Below are 17,443 nucleotides of genomic sequence, written 5' to 3'. Positions count from 1 at the left end.
AGGACCGTGGCAGCGCATACCTGTCGTGCCGGTCAGCCGCTTCATCATGGGGGTGGACCTTGGTCAGTCGAATGACCCCACCGCTATATCCGTCATCCATCATACGGTGACGCCTACGGGCGACTGGAGCTTATCCTACGGCGATCACGTCAGGCCCAACGTAACACGCGAACGCAGCGAAACCCGATTCGATGTACGTGCTCTGGAGCGTGTGCCGCTGGGCACTCCCTACCCGCAGGTCGTGGGACGCGTTGCCGAACTGCTTGACCGCCCGCCCCTGCGCAACGGCTGCGACCTCGTCGTCGACGAAACGGGCGTGGGCCGGGCCGTCTCCGACATATTCGAGTCCGCCGGCATGCGACCGCAGCGGGTCGCCATCACCGCCGGCAATGAGATCACCAATCCCGAGAATCGCCGCTGGCACGTGCCGAAGGCGCATCTCATCAGCACCGTGGACGCCCGGCTACACGTTGGCGAGCTGCGTTTTGCTGCCGAGCTGACCGACGCTGGAGCGCTAGCCGAGGAGCTGAAGGACTTCCGCCGCACCGTCAGCGCCGCAGGCCGCGCGAGCTTCAACGCGCGCGAAGGCAAGCACGACGACCTCATTCTCAGCATCGCCATCGCTCTTTGGTGGGCCTCCCGCCCCCGGACAGGTGGAGGCCAAGCTGCCATTTCCGGTTTTGTCTAAAGGAGAAGACGATGAAGCTCAGACCACCGCCAGACATTCACGAAGCCGCCGTCGAACACCATTATGCCCGCGCGCCCAGCGGCGAGGTGGAGAACGACGCGACAATTGCCTCACTCGCTACCGCCGTGCGAACCACTCGGCTCAATAGCGAGTCGCTTGCGGCTTACGCCGATACGCTGGCCAAGGATCGGCTGCTGTCGCCGGATGCTGCACGGCTCAAGCTGAGGGACAATGCCCTAAAGCTGGCCGAGGCCACCGCGAAGAAGCTGGACGAAGCCAAGGCGCGGGTGCAGCAAGAAGTAGCGGAGATCACCGCTCGCACCAGCACGCCCCCTGCCCCGCGCGATCAACTATCCGCCGGGCTTGAGGCTGAGATCCGAGCGCGGCTTGCCAGTATGCCCGAAAAGGCCCGCGATGAGGCAATCGGCAAGGCATTCGCCGAAATGGATGGGAGCATCATAGCCGCTGTGCTGCGTGGCCCGGCGCTGCTGGTCGGCCTGAGCCAATCCCGCCAAGACATGGTCCGCCACCGTTACCGGACCACGTTCCACCCGGCGGAAGAGGCGCGGCTCAAGCGGCTCACCGCCGCCCTTGAAGCCACGGAGCGCAGCGGGCGCTCGTTTATCAACTACATTGCCAGCGCGACCACTGGTTCAGCCGTCCAAATTGCCGAGGCAGCAGCCAACGCGCAGGCAGCCGAGCAGGCAATAAAGGCCGTAATCGCACAGCAGGAGTAGAGCCATGAAGGTAGACATCGATCTTGAGGGCGTGCTGACCAGCGCCCAGGAAATGCCAGAGGAAATCACCTCGATCGAGGGCGTTCCTGAGGGTCTTCGGGACTTCTACAAGCAGAACGGTGACCGCCTGACGCTTGACCACGCCCAGCGAGACGCTCTGATTGCCAACGTCTCTAGGGCGCTTGAGGATGACAAACTGCGCCGGGAAAACGCTCAGTTGAGGGATGAGAGCAACCGGCGGAGGGTGGTCGAGAAGGTGCGGGAGCAGCTAGCGCAGTTCGTCAAGCCGGAGCTTATGCCCGGCGCTGTGGCGCTGTTCATGTCGCAGCACAAGTTCGGCATCAAGGACGGCAAGGTCGTCATCGTAGGGCGGCGCGGACGCGAGGAAGCCGAGATGGCAGCGATCAATTGGATCGCAGAGGACGGCGAGGCTTACGCCGCACCGGAGCGCGCCGAGGCCGGGGGCTTCGCCGCTGAGGTGGCCCGCTTGAAGAACGTGCACTGACCAATGGCTCCGCAGAGGGACCGCCCTGGAGGCGGCATAAGGGCCGACCGGGACCCCGACCGCGCACCTCGAATCACGCCCGACGATCCACTGCGCCGCACTGAGAAGGCTCTTCGGCTGGTCTATGGCGTGGTCCTCCCCCGGATGCACGGCGAGCGGATTGTTGGCCCCGGCCTGGCGCGGGCAAGCTGGCAGAGGCAGTTCGTCTTGAACCATGCGGTATTCCAGCAACTCGCGGCCGAGCTGGGCGTCGCGTGGATGGACCTAGTTCGCGACGCCGATAAGAGCGATGCCAACGCCCGCCGGGTGGAGCGCCGCCACATGGAAGACGCCGCCGTTGCCGCTACTTGAGGTTGAGGCTCCGGGCAAGCCACTCCGCAATTACACGTGGCCGAGCTCTGCACAAATAAGGGAAGACGCTTGCCGGTGGCGACAGGTCTCCTCACTGGAGTACGTGCGAATGTTTGCGCTGACTTTTCCAAGCACTCCGTCACCTTAGTGGGGCGCCTCCCAAAAACTTGGGATATCCAAAGCGGGAGAAAAAAGGTCTCCTAGTTCTTGCTTCCATGTTGAACTCCCTTTTGACTTTGGGACCGATGTGAGGGAAAGTGAAATGACGAAGAAAAGGGGAAAGGCGCTTCGAGGCAAATCCTTTCCCCACGCAGCAAACGGCTACTTCTTCGTATCGTGAGGTCCGTCTTGGTTTTTTGCCGAGACGGCCTCCTTCATTTTCTCATAACCCTCGGCCACGTAGTGCATGCCAACAGTCACGAGCGCCGCTGCCACCACGAATTTCCAGATTGCAGCCATGATGGCCTCCTTTCAATCCGGTGGACAGTGGGCCAGCCGCACTTCCGCGAGCGGTCGATTGGCTTAACCCATGCTGAGATTACCGGAAATAAAAGTCCAAAGGAAATCAGCACATTTCGCGACATGACAGGTGTTGACCAAGATGGTTTCTGTATGCCGCTGATTCGTTTGAGCGGTTTCGTCACCTTTGACGCTTAGCCTGAAGCTCATCCAGGCTTAAAGCAGTACCCGTGGGCACCGGGAGACAGGCCCAATCCCCAGGTTTTCCCCAAGTTTTCCCCCGGGTTTTCCCCAGTATACCCACTTTTCGCTCCATTGAATGCGGACATATGGCCAGAATTCACGGCTGCAAGTGTGGATTCCTACGGTAAACCCGGCAGCCCCACGAATAGCAGACCAACCACTTGAGGCTGCTTACGATCCCCTCGTAGAACCCGCACCCGATACTGTCGAAAGGATTCGGAAGAAGAACGGCTTTAGGTTAGCTCCAGCCGCCGAACGGCGTCCGTTAGCGGGGCGTTAGCCCCGGCCGAAAGCCAGCTAACGGATTATTAGTATGTCCCGTAACTAGCAGATTTTAAAGATTTTATGGTGAGAGCGTCGGGGTTCGAACCCGAGACCTACTGATTAAAAGTCAGGCTTGTTGTGTTTCATCTAATTTCCTTCTGTTTCATATTGCATTGTTTTTTCGTCATTTTATTCCTATATTCCCGTTGAATGCATCATCGAGTTTCACCGTGTTTCTGTCGCCGGTGGCGACTCGGTGGCGACTAAATGAAGTGAGGGGAAATTGCCGACAATCAAAATCAGCCGAAAGGCGCTTGCGGACATCGTGCCCAGCGCAAAGCCTACCATCTACTACGATGCCACCCTCAAGGGTTTCGGTCTTAAGGTAATGCCGACCGGCGCCAAGTCGTGGATTATCGAGTACCGGCCTGGCGCCGGCGGCCGCGGCGTTTCGAAGAAGCGCATCAAGATCGGCACACTAGCCACTCACTCACCGGAGGCGGCCCGGGACGAAGCATCGCGCACCCTCGCCCGCGTGACGCTCGGATCGGATCCCGCCGCGTCAAGGTCTGACGAGCGCAAAGGCCAAACGGTCGCTGATGTCGCCGATTCCTGGCTCGAAGAACACGTCCTAATCAAGCGCAAGCCCAGGACATACGGTGAATACAAATTGGCCGTAGAACGCTACATCAAGCCCGTGCTTGGAAGCATGAAATTCTCTCTCGTGGAGCCATCTGACGTGCTCCGCATGCAGGCAAAGATCATCCGCGGCAAGACGGACAAGGCGAACGGTGGGCGCACAATGGCCAATCGTGCACTGGCCGCTTTGTCCGCCATATATGGTTGGGCGCAAGACTTGAGGATCGTTCCCGTCGGCTTCAATCCAGTCGCCTCTATCGAGCGCTTCAAGGAAAACCAGATCGAGCGCTTTCTGACCTCCGAAGAAATCGGAGCACTGGCCGCGGCCCTCACGGAGGCCGAGACGATCGGCCTCCCCTACGAGATTGACGAGACAAAAGCCAAGGCTAAGCACGCGAACAAGGCTGAGAACCGTCGAACAGTCTACGGCGAACACGCAATAGCTGCCATAAGGCTATACCTCTTTACGGGCTGCCGGCGCAGTGAAATCTTGAAGCTCATGTGGTCAGACGTCGACCTCGAGCGAGGTATCTTGTTTCTGCCCGACTCCAAGACCGGCAAGAAGCCGGTGATCTTGTCCCCCCAGGCGCAGGCAATCCTTACGAACCTGACCCGAATTGGAAAATACGTGATAGCTGGTGCTGATGCCGGCACCGAGAACGAAGCGCCGCGCGCAGACCTTGACCGCCCGTGGAAGGCCGTGACGCAACGCGCCGGCCTGGAAAAGCTTAGGCTTCACGACCTACGACATACCTATGCAAGCATCGGCGCGGGCGGAGGCCAGGGACTGCCGATTATTGGAAAGCTCCTCGGTCATAAGAACATGGCCACGACGCAGCGCTATGCGCATCTGGACACGGATCCAATGCGACGTGTGACCGACTTCATCGGCGACCATATCGACCGGGCGATCGGAGGCGGAAATGGCCAAGCTGCCTGAGGGATTTAGTGTGCAAGCCATTCCCATTCGTTCCGCCTTGGCGGAGGGAAGAACGGAAGATGCCAAGACTGAGATCGTCCGGCTCCTGTTGGCCGGTACGGCGGATAAAGTCGTACAGCGTCTCGCAGCGGAAATGATCCGGCCGCCAAAGCGCGGACGTGGCCGGCGTCCTGCCCTTACGCGGCATTGGCATGAGATTGGCGAGAAATACCACCAACTCCGAGAGGCTGGCGTGAAGTACGAGGATGCCCTTCGCATCGCTTCGGAAAAGTTCGGCTATTCAGAGACACATGTCCGCAATGCGATTGCTGATTATGATGAGGGCCGCTCTGTTTAGATGGCAAAGAAGATCCATCCGCACGTTTGTTGCCCTGTGGATAACATATCCTCGAGCCGCTGGCGCTCTCTCAACGCGATCCCTATAGTTCCTTGCGTGCAATGGCGGTGGGAAATGCATGAAGCCAGACAAACTTCGCAATCTCCTTATTGAGCTGGAAGGGCGTGTCGGCCGTCTGGAGCGATCTTATGAGCGGTCGTACCACATTGCGATTCCGCTAGCTGCTGTGAAAGCGGAAGTTAGAAGATATATCAGCAAGGTCGATTCTTTGCGAGCGGCCGATGTTGCGGCTCTCGAAAAGCAGATTAGAAGTGTCCCAATACCACCTGGCGATCACCCCAACTTGGGGAATTTGGTGCTCGGCCTAAAATTTGGGCTCAATCAACTTGGGCCAGACGAACTGCTCGAGTCTTTGCCAGGGCAAAAGACCGCCGCGTTTCAATTTCGGCTCGATGAAGACGTGCTGAAAGTCGTAGATCAGCCATTGCGCCCCTCTTTACGTGAGAAGGAAATGGCGATGGCTGCCATTGAGGCGGCCGTGGAACACGGCGAGTACGTGATTAGTGACTTGGCGGCGACAAACTCGTCGCCTCGTCTCAAGGAGGCCTTTCGGCAACTTCAAGCGACGATGGCGGGTTATAAAAATATCGTGCAGGTGGGAGTGCGTGCTCAAATCTGCCGCAGGCTCGTACATGGCGACATTGAAGAACTATCACCGACAATGTTTAGCCTCTTGATCGGCCACATCGAGAGCGTGTTCTCCGCCCTTGCGCAGTTTGAGGACTGGCGAATCTATTCGAAGAACGCGGCAGACCTTAATATTGACGCTGGCTCAGTCGAAAAACTCACTCAGGCCACCGCAGAACTCGTCAAGCAGCTACGGGATGAACATCTGGCCGATATAGCGGTAGTCGATGCGCTGGACACTGCCTCTCGGTGGGTTCAGGACAGCGACACTCCTGATAACCGGGATGTTCTGTCGCTAACGCGTTCACTGGAGAATGTTTGGTCGGTCGTGTCGAAGGTCGCTCTGGGGATCGGCCGCGATATCGTCGCAGACGGGCGGAAGCGGTTAGCGACAGCAATCGTCACCGCTCTTTTGTCCGCCGGTGGAATTGTGCCAGTGCTCGCAAAAATCCCAGGTGGAGAATGGGTTGAGACTGTCTATTCGTATTTCAAAGCAGCAAGCGAAAAGCCGCCTGGCGGCATCCGGTGATTAATGGCACCTCTTCTCTCAGCCAAGCGGCGCAACCTGATGGGTGAACTAGAAGACTGCAGAATACAGGAGGCGCTTTACAGGCGTAAATCAGTATACCTTTGCCCCGAGTGCAATCGTTATGTTCGGCCGTACAGTAGCGACGACGGCAGCCCTAGTTTTAAGCACATGACGAAGTCGCCATCATGCAGCTTCTCGGGCAAAGCAAGACGACCGAAGTTACAGAAAAGCCCCACTAGAAGGTGAGGCCGATCCCTGCCGATCCCTCACCCCCCACTACTGCCTGTACGGCCGATCCCTGTCCGACACCCTGACACCCTCGCAGCGAAGCTCGTCAGATCCAGAGAGGTAGCGGCGCAGGTTGCCCCACTGCATGTTTTTGTGACGCGGGCAGTTGCCGTTCGTTTTATGCGGCTTGCAGAGCCCGCAGGAAGCCTTGCGCGGGCGCTTTCTCTTGTGATGCATGTCGATCTCCGAACGAAGTCGGTGCGCCCCGATGGCGCACGCGTTTCTGTCGGAGATGGATGGGCGTGCTGTTCATCTGCACTGTTTACTACAGCGCCGAGAAACGGAAAAGCCGCCGGCTGGTGAGGCCGACGGAGCGCTTGTATTAGTTGGCAGTCTTTCCATCTACGGCTGCCGCAGCGTCTGCCTCGCCACGTTTACGTTGGACCTCCATCACATCAGTCAAGGTTGGCGCCTTGCCCGTTGCCCGATTGATGATCCGCTCCAGCACTTCATCGACGTGCTTCGGTTCCCAGCTAAAACCGATTTCCGCCAGGATTTCAGAATGGACCTCACCAAGGCGTTCAGCGCTGATTTCCTCATCGTCTTGAATGGCGTCATAGCGGCGCGCCAATTCAACGTTTGCATCCTGCTCGGACAACTGGGCTAGCAATATTCGTGCAGTCTGATTTCGGGAGTCTTCGGGGTGGCGCTCGAGCTTGCGGGTGCGCCATTCTGCGGTTTTGTTGAGCTCGAAGGAAAGGGTGTTGGTCATGTCAGGTCTCCTCTAGCAACGCGGCTCAAGGCGCGCGTGATTGATCATCCGCGAGCTCCGCTTGAGCGCGCAGTTTTCCGATGTCCGCAAAGCGGATGATTCGTTGCGTTGAAGAGTCTCGTAAACGCTAGCGCTTCGAGACATGGCCCTGAGGCGATGCGGCACCTATGTCCGCTAGGTTTTTGTTAGCGCAACTCTTGCATGCAGTCAATAGAGCCGGCCGACGCGCCGCTGGTGTGGTCGCGGGTGGTGATCGCGCCGGCCTATGGTGTTCGGTGAGCGCTCGGCCGCGTCATGCGGCGACTGCGACCGAGCGCGTATCGGCCAGGGCGGGCCGAATGAAACCGGAGGCGCATCGAGAGCGAAAACGCGTCCGGCCACGGCACCGGTTCAAGCGGCGCCGCTGGCCTGCCGGGTGATGGACCGGCAGGATTGAAACTCAAGAACGTGTGGTGTCTTCGCGGATTTGGTGAGCCTGCACTTGTAGCGGCTCGCACTTCGCGCCGATCACTTCGATAAAATATTCGTCGATGCATCCTATCATTTGGAAGCGGCCGGCAACAACGGCAGTCTCGCCTGTGCACTCCAGCACGACTACCTGACCGATCTCGTATTCAAAAAAATAGTCCGGGTTGATGGGGCGTCTTCTTCTGCCGAGAAGCGAACGCGGCAGTGCGGGTCTGTCGATTGTGGCCGGTGCGGCTAGCATTTTTAGTCTCCTCGTTGCGTTTCGGTAGCGTTTTCGCTACGATGTAGACAAATACCACAGATAATCGCCACGTCAAGGCGAAATCGCAACGGAGTAGCGAAAATGTTGCCCTCGCAGTGTAGGATGGCGCGTGCCGCGCTTGGCATGGGAGTGCGGGAGCTTGCCGAAGCGGCAAAAGTTTCGACTAATACCATCACTCGTTTCGAAAAGGGCGATGAGATCCTGAAATCCCGAACCGTCGATGCTATTCGCCTCGCACTCGAAGCGGCCGGCGTTATTTTCATCGACTCTAACGGCAACGGCCCTGGCGTCCGCCTGCGCGATCCGTCTTGACCCCACACCACCATTCGTGCAGATTGCGCGCGTGGGTTGAGGGGCTTTCTATGAAATCTAACATTTTTGTTGTCGCCGCTGTCGCGGTGTGTTTGTCGTCGTGCGGTTTCACCGTTCCGGTCGCTGTCATTTCGAGTAACGGCGAGGTGATGCGCGGCACGGCAACCGCCGCAGTGTCCGGTGGATCATTCACGGTGGCCGGCAAGCTGAAGGGCAAAGAGACAAAGTGCGCCGGCACATACAATGCGTTGGACCAGTCCGTCACGATCTCCATGCCGGTTCAGTGCTCCGACGGCCGCAAGGGCTTCGTAATCGCTACCCGTGAGGCAAATAAAGTCGATGGCTCTGGTCGAGTGCGCCTCAACGATGGAACCGAAGCCGACTTCGTGTTTGGCAAGGCTGCGGCTGCGTTCTAGACGCAAAGCGGCCCACCGTGTCCGGAGCAGATGGAGACGAATTCATGATCGAGATCCGCGCTTTGGCGCCCGCAAAGACCAGACATAGACAATTTTCGATTGGCGCACCGGCAAAATTGCTGAGCGCTCCGGTCTCATTCTGGCGGGTCTCAACGCCAACGCAGTCCTGGGACTTATTCGGATCCTGGAACAGATCGAGGACGCGCCGAAGCGATTTCATTGAGGCTGCATGGATAGCCGTATTTGGGTAACGACATACCGATTTGCCGCGATTGCGATGGTTTGCGCATGCATTATTGCGGCTGTCATGGCCTCCGCAACCGATCCAGGAAAACCGACGAGATGGCCAGAAATTCGGGCCAAAAAAACTGATCGAATACCTCAGACAAGATAGCAACCGGTACGGCGAGCTAGCCTCGCGGCCCGCCAAGTTCCTTGTCTATTTCCAGATCGAAAAATAGAAGTCCTTATGGTTCTCGGTGTGGATGATCTCGTAGGACGAGAAGCCATGCTCTTTCACTGCCTTTTCCAGCAGGATTGCGAGATTGCGTTTGTCGTAGAAGTGAACGTGGATTGAGCTGTTCTTCTCCATCATTTCGTTCGCTGACTGTGGCATGCCGCGGAGGCTGAAATATCGCTCGTAGTGAGCCAGTGTCGGGCGCCAGATCCCGGCGTTGAATTCGATCTCAATCTCTTCGATCGTCGACGGCTTTCCTGTCGCGTCCTTTGTCGAGTGCATCTCCGGGATCACCGCCAAGATAACGCCGCCAGCGGCCAGCTTGTCCCGCCATCTGACCAGATGCCCGAGAGGATTGGCGAGATGTTCAAACACATGACTACTGAAGATGAAGTCAAGCGAGTTATCTTCAGCCGGCAGGTTGTCAGCGGTTCCGATAACATATTTCGAAAAGTCGGCCTGCGGCGTCCCGTATTTTCCCGTTGGATCATAGAGTTCCGCCCATTTGTCTATAGGCATTTCCTCAACATATCGAACCGACGTCGCGGCGCTTTGGTGTACTTGAGGTCTTGGCCCTGGGCCAATCTCGATTCCGTTGCCGGTGGCTCGTTTTAAGATCTCTGCGCGATCGAGCGCCTTATGCGCAAGAAGCTCAACGGAATAGCCCTTGGGGGCTTTGAATGACAGATGCAATTCAGCGCCGTCGGGTATCGATCCCAGCTTTTTCGTCCAGGGCATAGGTACCGCAACCGCCGATAAGCCGAACCTCAACCGTTGGGCCGCAAAACGCTTCCCATTCTTCCAGAGGGCTATCTCCACCTGCGCTCGCCGCGAAAACAAATTAACCGGCAACTTGGCAATATTTCGAAGCCGAACAAACCAACCAATTACTCCCGGGAGAGACGCGAGCCTGTAGACCTTGTCGATGCCGCTTATGGTGCATGAAGCCCCGTCAGAGAATTCGGCGCCGCGCCACACAGCGCCGTTATAGCTAACCTTGATCTGCCGCCAATTTCCATTCAGCGTCAGGCGCTGGTCTTTACGATTTATCAGGTCAATGAGATTCATAAACGCCCTCTGGTCGATCACGGACCGTTCTTCATTTAGAATCCCAAGTCAAGAAGCATCAGTTGTTCGGCATCGACTTCGTGACCGACAGTTGCACATTGCTAGCATTCAGAGCGGCGCCTGAGTTTTGGTAAAGGCTAAGCCTGAACCCGCCACTGATGTCGCTCACGTAAGCGAGGCCACTGACACGTACAGTGGTATCGTTGACCGACCCCCCCCCGGGGGGGGGCTGGCTGTCGGCGATGCGAGGAATATTGTTTCCTCCAAGGGATACGATTGCACGACGAAGACCAACAGCAGCGCCAGGCACGGCTCGATGCGCGCCGGCACTGGGTCGAGCAGCAGCTGGGATTGGGCGGGGTCACGCTTCTTTCGCGGGCGGCTGCGGATCGGCGCTTCGGTCTCACTGAGCAGCGGCTGGGAAGACTTGCGAGGCACCATCATCAAGACCGCAGTTCAGCAGCAACATCTTAAAAATCAATTTGCCTAAACTGATTATTGACTCATCTGCTGACGTGAACATAATAAGAACATCGGCGAGGCGGCCGCCAATCTGACAACGGAAAGTATGGAGCACGGAATGCACGCGCAGCCGATCGGCGAAGCCATGGTTGATGATGAGATCGCAGAGGTGCTTGCTTATCACAAAGGCGATGCGCAAGCCGCGATAGGAACCCTCCTGGCAGACATCCGCCACCTTCGCTGGCAGTTGGTGCTGACCGAAGGCGCTATGGGCCGAGGCATCACGCGCGGGTGGCGCCCGAGCTACGAGCGAGACTGATATGCTTGACCGCCCGCAACCAAAAAACGTTACCTTCGATGTGGCATTTAACGACTGGTGGCGGTCGCAGCCGCCATCGTTTCGCGACAGCGTCAGCCGGTCAGCCGCGCGGGCTTGTTTCCGTGCAGGATATACCGCCGGCAAGCACGCCTCCGAGCGCCGTTTCGTCTTCAGAGCTGGCCGCATGCGGATTACAGTCTGGGCGACCGGCGCCATGGAGGCCAGGAGAAAGGCCGAAACTGAGGCTGATTTTCGCGCGGCTAAGAACGGATGGCCGAAGCCGAAGGCGCGCTGGCAACTCCAGGAGGTCAAATGAGCGACATTGACAGGTCACCGCTGGCTAAAGCGCCAGACCTCTACGTCCATTATTGCGAGCACCAAGGCTGCGACAATTGGGGAAGCTGGGGTAACAGCCCCTCGCCCGCCGTGGCGACACTATGGTGGTGCTTTGAGCATTTCCCGCATAAATCTTTCGAACACGAACAAGCGCTGCGACGGAACCTCGAGGCTGCGGAGGGTGGGACGACCGTTCAATGATTGCTGGATTGATACTATGCGCCTCGCTGACGGCCGTCGACGGCGACACCGTGAAATGCGATGGGCAGAACATGCGACTGCTGGGAGAAGGTGTTCCGTTCGTTTCGGGCATCGACACGCCGGAGATCGGGAGCCACGCGAAGTGCGTCAAGGAACGGAAGCTGGCGCTGATTGCAAAAGGCAGGCTGAAAGAGCTTTTGGCTGAAAAGGGACTGCGTGTGATGTTCAGCGGCGCGGTGGACAAGACACCAACGCACCGGCCGCTCGTCAACATCTACCGAATGAATGGTGAAGAAATCGGCAAGAAGCTGCTGAAGGAAGGCTTCGCTCGCAGCTGGAGCCCGAAGCAGCGGAACGACTGGTGTGGATAATGTATTGAGGATTACTTGCCGCGGCGAGGCGCGCAACATATAAAATTGTCGCATAATACCGAACACGAAAAGAAAAGATACTATGATTGATTTTGAATCTGATCCGTTAAAACCAGAGCAATACAATGGCAATCCTGAGATATTGTATCACTACTGCTCCACTGCGACATTCCACGCGATCATTTCGAACGCGACCATCAGGCTATCGGCGCTACGGCTGTCCAATGACAGCATGGAAGGCGAATGGTACGACAGCAAACTGAAGGACGCTATCCAGGCGCAGAACGCGCAGGAATTCCTTCCGCGCTGGTATTACAGTCAGCGAGATTTCATCAATCAAGCTGCTATCCTGGGATTGTGCCTGTCAGAGCAATGCGATCTGCTCAGCCAATGGCGCGGCTACGCCGATGACGGTCGCGGATTCTGCATAGGTTTCCGAGGTGAGAAGCTAATGCAACTCGCTAAGATGGGAGGCCGGGCGATTAAAGTGATTTATGACGAGGGCGAGCAGGAACGTATTGTTACGCAGATCGTCGAAAAGCAGCGACAACGAAAGCCCACCGATATCTCGTTAGAGGCAACAAAGAATTTCGCGTTCGCTTTCAAGAACCCAGGCTTTGAAGAGGAGCGTGAATGGCGTATCGTTCACGAGGCCGGCTACGAGAAATGTAACTATGTTGCCAAAGGCACCCACCTCGCTCCTTACCTGGATATAAGCATACCCGAAGAGCAACGGCAGGAGTTGATCGCAAAAATTATCATAGGTCCAGCAAACAACACCCCAGTGGAAATGGTTCGCGGCTTTATGCTGCATCACCTGTTTGGCAGCTCCATGTACGAGATCAGACCGTCACGCTCATCGTATAGGGTGAGATCCTGATCAGATCTGCATCTAAGACAGACATTGGTGGCTGCACATTGGCCTTCAGGGCAGAATAATGAAAATCCTAATAACTCTGATGAAGTCTCCCAGCTGTGCCCGTCCTGAGACGACGTCCTCGATCTTGCTAGCCCAGAACTCATCATCAGGCATAATTAGGGTGGCTCCATTTTTCGCTAAAAACTCTGCGCTGGCGTGAAACGCTGTTCTTTTGTTGCCTTGTTCGAAGGCGTGCGCCTTCGCGATCGCGAAGAGCATAATGCCAAACGCTCGCACGAGATCTTGGCTCTCGTAGAGCCAATGGTTCCTTGGCGACATCACGGCGCTTTCCAACGCGCCAAGGTCTCGCAAAAAGTGCGTCTCGCCAGTCCTAAAGACCTGCTGGGCGTTGATCGTAACCACGCTCTCGACATCTACCCAGATTGGCGTGGTCATCTAGCCAAGTATGCCGTGACTATTGGATATCGTTTATTTAGGTCTTCCCGAATAGCCGCTTCATCACCGGCAATGGCTCGGGCTTGTTCCCGAATCTTACTATCGATCTTCGGCTGAATCTCCTGCTGAAGATAAGAGATAAAGGCCTCTTCTATTCCCACCGCCTGCTCGTGCGCTTTGATAGATTCAGCGCTTTTTGCGCGAAAGTATCTCCGCTTGCCCGGGTCGCTAATGCGAGCGGCACGCTGATCGATAAGTTGCTGCATTTGTTGGAGGACCTGACGCGAGCGCAAGACGTTTTTATACGCGCTCGTGCCGTAATCCAGGCAAGCAAGTCTCAAGCCTATCAGGGCCGCTCTATTGTTGTCTTGAATCGCACTTTCAACCTCCTCAGCGAGGCCTGCTCGATCGAGTGCATCAGCAGAGCGAAGTTTAAGGACAAATTTTGCGAAACCCCGCGCGTAAGCGGCTGCCACCTCTCCCGGGTCGGCATCCAGTGACGGCCAATCCGGATTGAGGAAGTCCTCGAACCTTTTCACCCGCTCTTTTAAGAGTGCTGCAGACATCGCCATCAATACCTTTTCATCAATAGATACGGCATCGGAAGGTCATGTTCAATCGTCGCCCACAAGTGGATGCGGAACTCCGTCCCTGGGCGCCCGTGCCAAACGAAATAGCCGCCTCCCCGGTGAAGGAGAGGCGGCTGATGTTTAGGTCGCCTGTGCGAGTACCGGCACAGTCTCATTGCTGAGTGCGAAGGCATTCGCCAAGAGCGCCGTGCGTGCGGCCGGATAGTTCGCCGCATCTTGGAATGTGCGGTTGTTTTTGATCGCTTCCGCAGCCACTTGGCCAAGGCTCTGGCCGGCCTGCCATGCGGTAGGCTCCATTCGGCAGGCTGCGAACGCGATATGGGTGGTAGAGAAGCCGAAGCCCACGAAGCCGTTGGTGCACTCAGAGGCAACAGGCGTCGCGATCTCAAGCGGAAGCGGGAACATGCCGTCTGCCCCGCCCAATGAACCTTCCGGCTCGCCGAAGCCGCCCTCACCCGCCACTATCCAGTTCCCAGCCGTCTTTTCGTAGGCGATGTACTGGATAGCGTGACTGTCCATGAAATACGAGATCATGGAAATCGTGTTGGTCGAGATCGATGGCACACCGCCGTCGCCGCGCTTCAGCTCGTCGCCCGTCATGGTGGCGACACCTATTAGGCGGCGCGCCTCGCGAACGTACAGCTGCGGGTTCATGCCGACCGTGTCGCTCTCGTGCGGCGAGTGGTAATGATCGGCGCAGAGGCCCCAGTTCAGGCAGTTCGTCTTTAGCGCTGCTGGGATACGAGGATCGGTGCCATACTGCAGCAGGTACAGCATGCCCATGATCCAGTTCCAGTGAGCCCTCCACATAACCTCGCGGGCCGAGTAGTTGGCCGTCGAATAGCCCCAGTTCTTGCCGATGAAGTCAGTCGACGGCGCGGCGGGCCCGGCGCGGTTGTTCACGTCGAACTTGCTTTCGCCGCTGGAGGTAAAAACGGCATCCGCCTTGAAGTAGTCGGTGAAGCTGGTCTTTGTTGGGTTTGCCGCCATGAAGCGCAGCAGGATTTCGTAATCTGCGATGTCGAACCCGGCAGGTGGCGTGCTCGGCAACGGCCGGCGCCACTTTGGCGAGTTCGTCATCGTCATGCGGAAGTTGAAAGCCTGCTCTTTGTCATGAGCTGTTCCCGCCGCAGGCAAGGTGTTGAGGGCGGGCGTAAAGGTCGATTTGACAGCCTGGATCATGTTGATCAGGCCGCTACTTGTATCCCCCGGCGTCTTCCACGGATCAACGCCCGCGTACTCGTTGTAGGTGGCGCGAATGCCGTTGTACTGCTCGCCTGCGCCGCCCGTCGCAGCTTCTCGCCCGATCCGATACGAGCAACCAGCCGCAGCGGCCAAGTCCTTCTCATACGAGCCATCGTACCAGCCCTTAATGTTGAAGGTGCGCCCGTCCATCGTGGTGACTGAGGTGACAGCTTTGGTGGCTGGATCTTTGGTGACGGACAGGACGCCATTCGTCTGATAAATGGGGATGTTATACCCGCCATTCTTCTCGAACGTGAGCAGCTCGCGTAGCGCCCATTGCATCCATCTGGGCTCAAAATAGTATTGAGGGCTCGCCTGGTTGCCAATCGCCTGGATGCGCTTAATGAGCCAGTTGACCAGACCACCAAACGCGGCGGTATTAAGGATGTCGCCGAAGCCGAGACCGCCTGACGACATGCCGCCGAAGTTGAAGCGATCACGCCAACCGCCAACCATGGCAACGGTCAACCCGTTTCGGGCAGCCTGTAGGCAGGCGAGGACCGTTTGAGCCTCGAAGCCGTAGCCGATGAAGTCCACGGTGATCGACTGTGTGCCAACCCCGACTTCCTCGATGTAGGCATGCCCGTAACCCGCTGCCGCCAGATACTCGGCGCAGATGGAATTAAGTTCGATCTCTTGGGAGTTGGTCAGGCCTCGGCCCACATACCAGAATGCCAGACGGCGTGGCGAGAAACTCGAGACTGAACCGTTTGCGTTGTGCGCAAGCAAGTAGATCGGGATCGAAGGAAGGGCGACCGATGCAGCAGCAACCGTGTTCTTGGCAACCCCGAGGTGGGATCCGGTTATGTTCGCCGCATCGAAACGGCTCGCGCCCGTAAGACCGGCGCCATCAGTATCGCCATCCGCCGCGATGGTGGTGATCGCAGCTGATGCCAAACGGATCGTCTGGTTGTCGTTTGTCGCTCGACGGGCGCAAATGTTGATGCCTTGAGACGAGGCGTTGATAGCGCCCATGTCGCTGTTGCTGCTGCCGGTAACCGCATTGGTGCAATAGACGTAAGCACCGAGGTCGGTCGGGGCGGTGCCGCCTGCGCCGTTCAGATCGCTGGCTAACAAGCCGGTATTGAGGGCCTGGCCGTTCGCCGTCGCTGTCCAGCCAAAACCGGTGTTAAAGCCCGGAGTGCTGATCTTTGTACAGGTGCGCGAGGGGTCATTCCACCAGCGCAGGGCAGTCGCCTCATCAGGGCCAACTAGGAAGCCCATCCCCACGGCCCTAGACCAGATGCCTGCCGCCTTGAGACGCTTGATTGCGCGGTTCATCGACCGCTTGGCGTTGGTAGTCGGCGCGGTAATGGCCGCGGCGAGAGCGTTGGTCTCCGCCTCGAATGTATATGGCGCCAGAGACGGCAAGCCGCCCCCGGCCCCGCCAGGAATTCGGCCAACGACGCTGTATCGCCCAAAGGGGGAGAGCGGCGAACTCAGAAACGTACTGCTATCAAGCACTGAAGACACCACACGTTTCGCCAGCGACGCGGCTGAAGCGGTATGTGCCTGGCGCGGTGATCGCGATCGCGGGGCGGAAAGGCGTGAGTTCGCCAATATCGGTGTAGCCGCCCGCGTCGTCCTTGAGGGTGATGCGCACCCGCGCTTGTGAGGTCGTAGTGCCCTTGATGCCCACGAGCACGGTAGAGCCAGATGCTACTACGAGATCAGCGGAATTGGCCGCGGTGGAGCCCACCGCGAGGAGTTCAGTAGCCATGATGATGTCCAGGAGATTGGGAGAGGAATTAGCCGCGCGTGGTGGTGCGCCGCTGTGGTGAGTTCTCGTAGAGGCGATCGAGGCGCTCGTGCACGCCATCTATCCTGCTGCCGACGCCCTCGATGGCTCGCAGCAATTGCGCCGTCTGCTCGGCCTGGCTGGTCTTCGTTGCGAATGTTTCCGCAGCATGGAGTTTGTACGCGGCAAGGTCGGCGGTGTTCTTGTCGGCCTTGTCCTCGGCGACCTTCACCTTGGCTTCGACGCGAGTCCAGACGCGCCAGCCGGCGCCGGCGAGCATGACGAAGAAGCCGACAACGGCCATGATTTCTGGTCCGGTCATGGCCTGCGCTCCAACCCTGCGTCGCGGTCGGCATAGAAATCGCGCAGCGCCAAGTGTCGCCGGATGCACGTCAGAAGCCGCTCGCGGTCAGTGATCCAGAGTTTTTCCAGCTGCGCCTGCGTCAACGCCTTGTCGCCAAGGTCGACCGGGCCGAGGCAGCGCGCCGTCAATGCGCTGTCCGG

24 protein-coding genes and 1 pseudogene are annotated in these 17,443 nt (G+C 57.9%); 13 read left to right on the top strand and 12 right to left on the bottom strand.

The window, feature by feature from the left end:
• Positions 1-25 precede the first annotated feature (25 nt).
• From J2J99_RS10615 to J2J99_RS33965, 4 genes are all read left to right on the top strand, one after another.
• On the top strand, positions 26-688 hold the full coding sequence (locus tag J2J99_RS10615; protein ID WP_246763155.1) for a hypothetical protein: 663 nt from the start codon (positions 26-28) through the stop codon (positions 686-688).
• 11 nt (positions 689-699) lie between these two features.
• Positions 700-1,425 (top strand): hypothetical protein, encoded by a 726-nt coding sequence (locus tag J2J99_RS10610; RefSeq protein ID WP_168296976.1) that lies wholly within the window; start codon positions 700-702, stop codon positions 1,423-1,425.
• A gap of 4 nt (positions 1,426-1,429) precedes the next feature.
• Positions 1,430-1,930 (top strand): hypothetical protein, encoded by a 501-nt coding sequence (locus tag J2J99_RS10605; RefSeq protein WP_168296977.1) that lies wholly within the window; start codon positions 1,430-1,432, stop codon positions 1,928-1,930.
• 207 nt (positions 1,931-2,137) lie between these two features.
• Positions 2,138-2,281 (top strand): hypothetical protein, encoded by a 144-nt coding sequence (locus J2J99_RS33965; protein WP_246735358.1) that lies wholly within the window; start codon positions 2,138-2,140, stop codon positions 2,279-2,281.
• 321 nt (positions 2,282-2,602) lie between these two features.
• Here J2J99_RS33965 and J2J99_RS10595 read toward each other — a convergent pair whose 3' ends face one another.
• Positions 2,603-2,740, bottom strand: a complete 138-nt coding sequence (locus J2J99_RS10595) for a hypothetical protein (protein WP_168296978.1) — start codon at positions 2,738-2,740, stop codon at positions 2,603-2,605.
• Between the two features lie 790 nt (positions 2,741-3,530).
• Between J2J99_RS10595 and J2J99_RS10590 the strand changes: the two genes are divergently transcribed.
• The 3 genes from J2J99_RS10590 to J2J99_RS10580 all read left to right on the top strand — a co-directional run bounded on the left by J2J99_RS10590 (position 3,531) and on the right by J2J99_RS10580 (position 6,379).
• Positions 3,531-4,826, top strand: coding sequence for a tyrosine-type recombinase/integrase (locus J2J99_RS10590; RefSeq protein WP_168296979.1), 1,296 nt, complete (start codon positions 3,531-3,533; stop codon positions 4,824-4,826).
• The gene (locus tag J2J99_RS10585; RefSeq protein ID WP_168296980.1) at positions 4,810-5,163 is read left to right on the top strand and encodes a hypothetical protein; all 354 of its coding nucleotides are present in this window, start codon (positions 4,810-4,812) and stop codon (positions 5,161-5,163) included. The genes J2J99_RS10590 and J2J99_RS10585 overlap by 17 nt, the downstream gene beginning before the upstream one ends.
• A 118-nt stretch (positions 5,164-5,281) precedes the next feature.
• A complete protein-coding gene (locus tag J2J99_RS10580; protein WP_168296981.1) occupies positions 5,282-6,379 on the top strand; it encodes a hypothetical protein in 1,098 nt (365 codons plus the stop codon).
• A gap of 610 nt (positions 6,380-6,989) precedes the next feature.
• Here J2J99_RS10580 and J2J99_RS10575 read toward each other — a convergent pair.
• Positions 6,990-7,379 (bottom strand): hypothetical protein, encoded by a 390-nt coding sequence (locus tag J2J99_RS10575; protein ID WP_168296982.1) that lies wholly within the window; start codon positions 7,377-7,379, stop codon positions 6,990-6,992.
• A gap of 439 nt (positions 7,380-7,818) precedes the next feature.
• The gene (locus tag J2J99_RS10570) at positions 7,819-8,088 is read right to left on the bottom strand and encodes a hypothetical protein (protein WP_168296983.1); all 270 of its coding nucleotides are present in this window, start codon (positions 8,086-8,088) and stop codon (positions 7,819-7,821) included.
• 123 nt (positions 8,089-8,211) lie between these two features.
• Here J2J99_RS10570 and J2J99_RS10565 point away from each other — a divergent pair, with 123 nt between their 5' ends.
• Positions 8,212-8,421, top strand: a complete 210-nt coding sequence (locus J2J99_RS10565) for a helix-turn-helix domain-containing protein (protein WP_246735359.1) — start codon at positions 8,212-8,214, stop codon at positions 8,419-8,421.
• Between the two features lie 50 nt (positions 8,422-8,471).
• Positions 8,472-8,837 carry a hypothetical protein gene (locus tag J2J99_RS10560; protein ID WP_168296985.1) on the top strand — a complete coding sequence of 122 codons (366 nt, stop codon included), beginning with the start codon at positions 8,472-8,474 and terminating at the stop codon, positions 8,835-8,837.
• Positions 8,838-9,276: 439 nt separating this feature from the next.
• Here the strand turns inward: J2J99_RS10560 and J2J99_RS10555 are convergent, their stop codons facing one another.
• The 3 genes and pseudogenes from J2J99_RS10555 to J2J99_RS34690 all read right to left on the bottom strand — a co-directional run bounded on the left by J2J99_RS10555 (position 9,277) and on the right by J2J99_RS34690 (position 11,287).
• Positions 9,277-10,362 (bottom strand): class I SAM-dependent methyltransferase, encoded by a 1,086-nt coding sequence (locus J2J99_RS10555; protein WP_207600967.1) that lies wholly within the window; start codon positions 10,360-10,362, stop codon positions 9,277-9,279.
• Between the two features lie 294 nt (positions 10,363-10,656).
• A pseudogene (locus J2J99_RS33960) lies at positions 10,657-10,809 on the bottom strand (non-homologous end-joining DNA ligase); the annotation flags it as partial.
• Positions 10,766-11,287: a hypothetical protein gene (locus J2J99_RS34690; RefSeq protein ID WP_205918848.1), complete on the bottom strand. Its 522-nt coding sequence runs from the start codon at positions 11,285-11,287 to the stop codon at positions 10,766-10,768. The pseudogene J2J99_RS33960 and the gene J2J99_RS34690, both read right to left, overlap by 44 nt.
• Here J2J99_RS34690 and J2J99_RS33950 point away from each other — a divergent pair.
• The 4 genes from J2J99_RS33950 to J2J99_RS10540 all read left to right on the top strand — a co-directional run bounded on the left by J2J99_RS33950 (position 11,184) and on the right by J2J99_RS10540 (position 12,931).
• Entirely contained in the window at positions 11,184-11,459 is a 276-nt protein-coding gene (locus J2J99_RS33950; RefSeq protein ID WP_425526062.1) for a hypothetical protein, read from the top strand. The genes J2J99_RS34690 and J2J99_RS33950 overlap by 104 nt on opposite strands.
• A complete protein-coding gene (locus J2J99_RS33945; protein ID WP_168296989.1) occupies positions 11,456-11,680 on the top strand; it encodes a hypothetical protein in 225 nt (74 codons plus the stop codon). The genes J2J99_RS33950 and J2J99_RS33945 overlap by 4 nt, the downstream gene beginning before the upstream one ends.
• Positions 11,677-12,051, top strand: coding sequence for a thermonuclease family protein (locus tag J2J99_RS10545; protein ID WP_168296990.1), 375 nt, complete (start codon positions 11,677-11,679; stop codon positions 12,049-12,051). The genes J2J99_RS33945 and J2J99_RS10545 overlap by 4 nt, the downstream gene beginning before the upstream one ends.
• Positions 12,052-12,133: 82 nt before the next feature.
• On the top strand, positions 12,134-12,931 hold the full coding sequence (locus J2J99_RS10540) for a DUF2971 domain-containing protein (protein ID WP_168296991.1): 798 nt from the start codon (positions 12,134-12,136) through the stop codon (positions 12,929-12,931).
• A gap of 45 nt (positions 12,932-12,976) precedes the next feature.
• Here J2J99_RS10540 and J2J99_RS10535 read toward each other — a convergent pair whose 3' ends face one another.
• From J2J99_RS10535 to J2J99_RS33940, 6 genes are all read right to left on the bottom strand, one after another.
• The gene (locus tag J2J99_RS10535; protein WP_168296992.1) at positions 12,977-13,366 is read right to left on the bottom strand and encodes a type II toxin-antitoxin system death-on-curing family toxin; all 390 of its coding nucleotides are present in this window, start codon (positions 13,364-13,366) and stop codon (positions 12,977-12,979) included.
• Positions 13,363-13,938: a hypothetical protein gene (locus tag J2J99_RS10530; protein WP_168296993.1), complete on the bottom strand. Its 576-nt coding sequence runs from the start codon at positions 13,936-13,938 to the stop codon at positions 13,363-13,365. Before J2J99_RS10530 ends, J2J99_RS10535 begins: the two co-directional genes overlap by 4 nt.
• Before the next feature lie 138 nt (positions 13,939-14,076).
• The gene (locus J2J99_RS10525; RefSeq protein ID WP_207600966.1) at positions 14,077-16,572 is read right to left on the bottom strand and encodes an FAD-dependent oxidoreductase; all 2,496 of its coding nucleotides are present in this window, start codon (positions 16,570-16,572) and stop codon (positions 14,077-14,079) included.
• Positions 16,573-16,657: 85 nt separating this feature from the next.
• Positions 16,658-16,921, bottom strand: a complete 264-nt coding sequence (locus tag J2J99_RS10520; RefSeq protein WP_064696048.1) for a hypothetical protein — start codon at positions 16,919-16,921, stop codon at positions 16,658-16,660.
• 28 nt (positions 16,922-16,949) lie between these two features.
• On the bottom strand, positions 16,950-17,261 hold the full coding sequence (locus J2J99_RS10515) for a hypothetical protein (RefSeq protein WP_168302392.1): 312 nt from the start codon (positions 17,259-17,261) through the stop codon (positions 16,950-16,952).
• Positions 17,258-17,431 carry an anaerobic dehydrogenase gene (locus J2J99_RS33940; RefSeq protein ID WP_246735480.1) on the bottom strand — a complete coding sequence of 58 codons (174 nt, stop codon included), beginning with the start codon at positions 17,429-17,431 and terminating at the stop codon, positions 17,258-17,260. The genes J2J99_RS10515 and J2J99_RS33940 overlap by 4 nt, the downstream gene beginning before the upstream one ends.
• Positions 17,432-17,443: the final 12 nt, after the last annotated feature.

This window comes from Rhizobium binae, assembly GCF_017357225.1.
GTDB classification, from domain to species: Bacteria; Pseudomonadota; Alphaproteobacteria; order Rhizobiales; family Rhizobiaceae; genus Rhizobium; species Rhizobium binae.
This window is presented reverse-complemented; position numbering and strand designations above follow the sequence as displayed.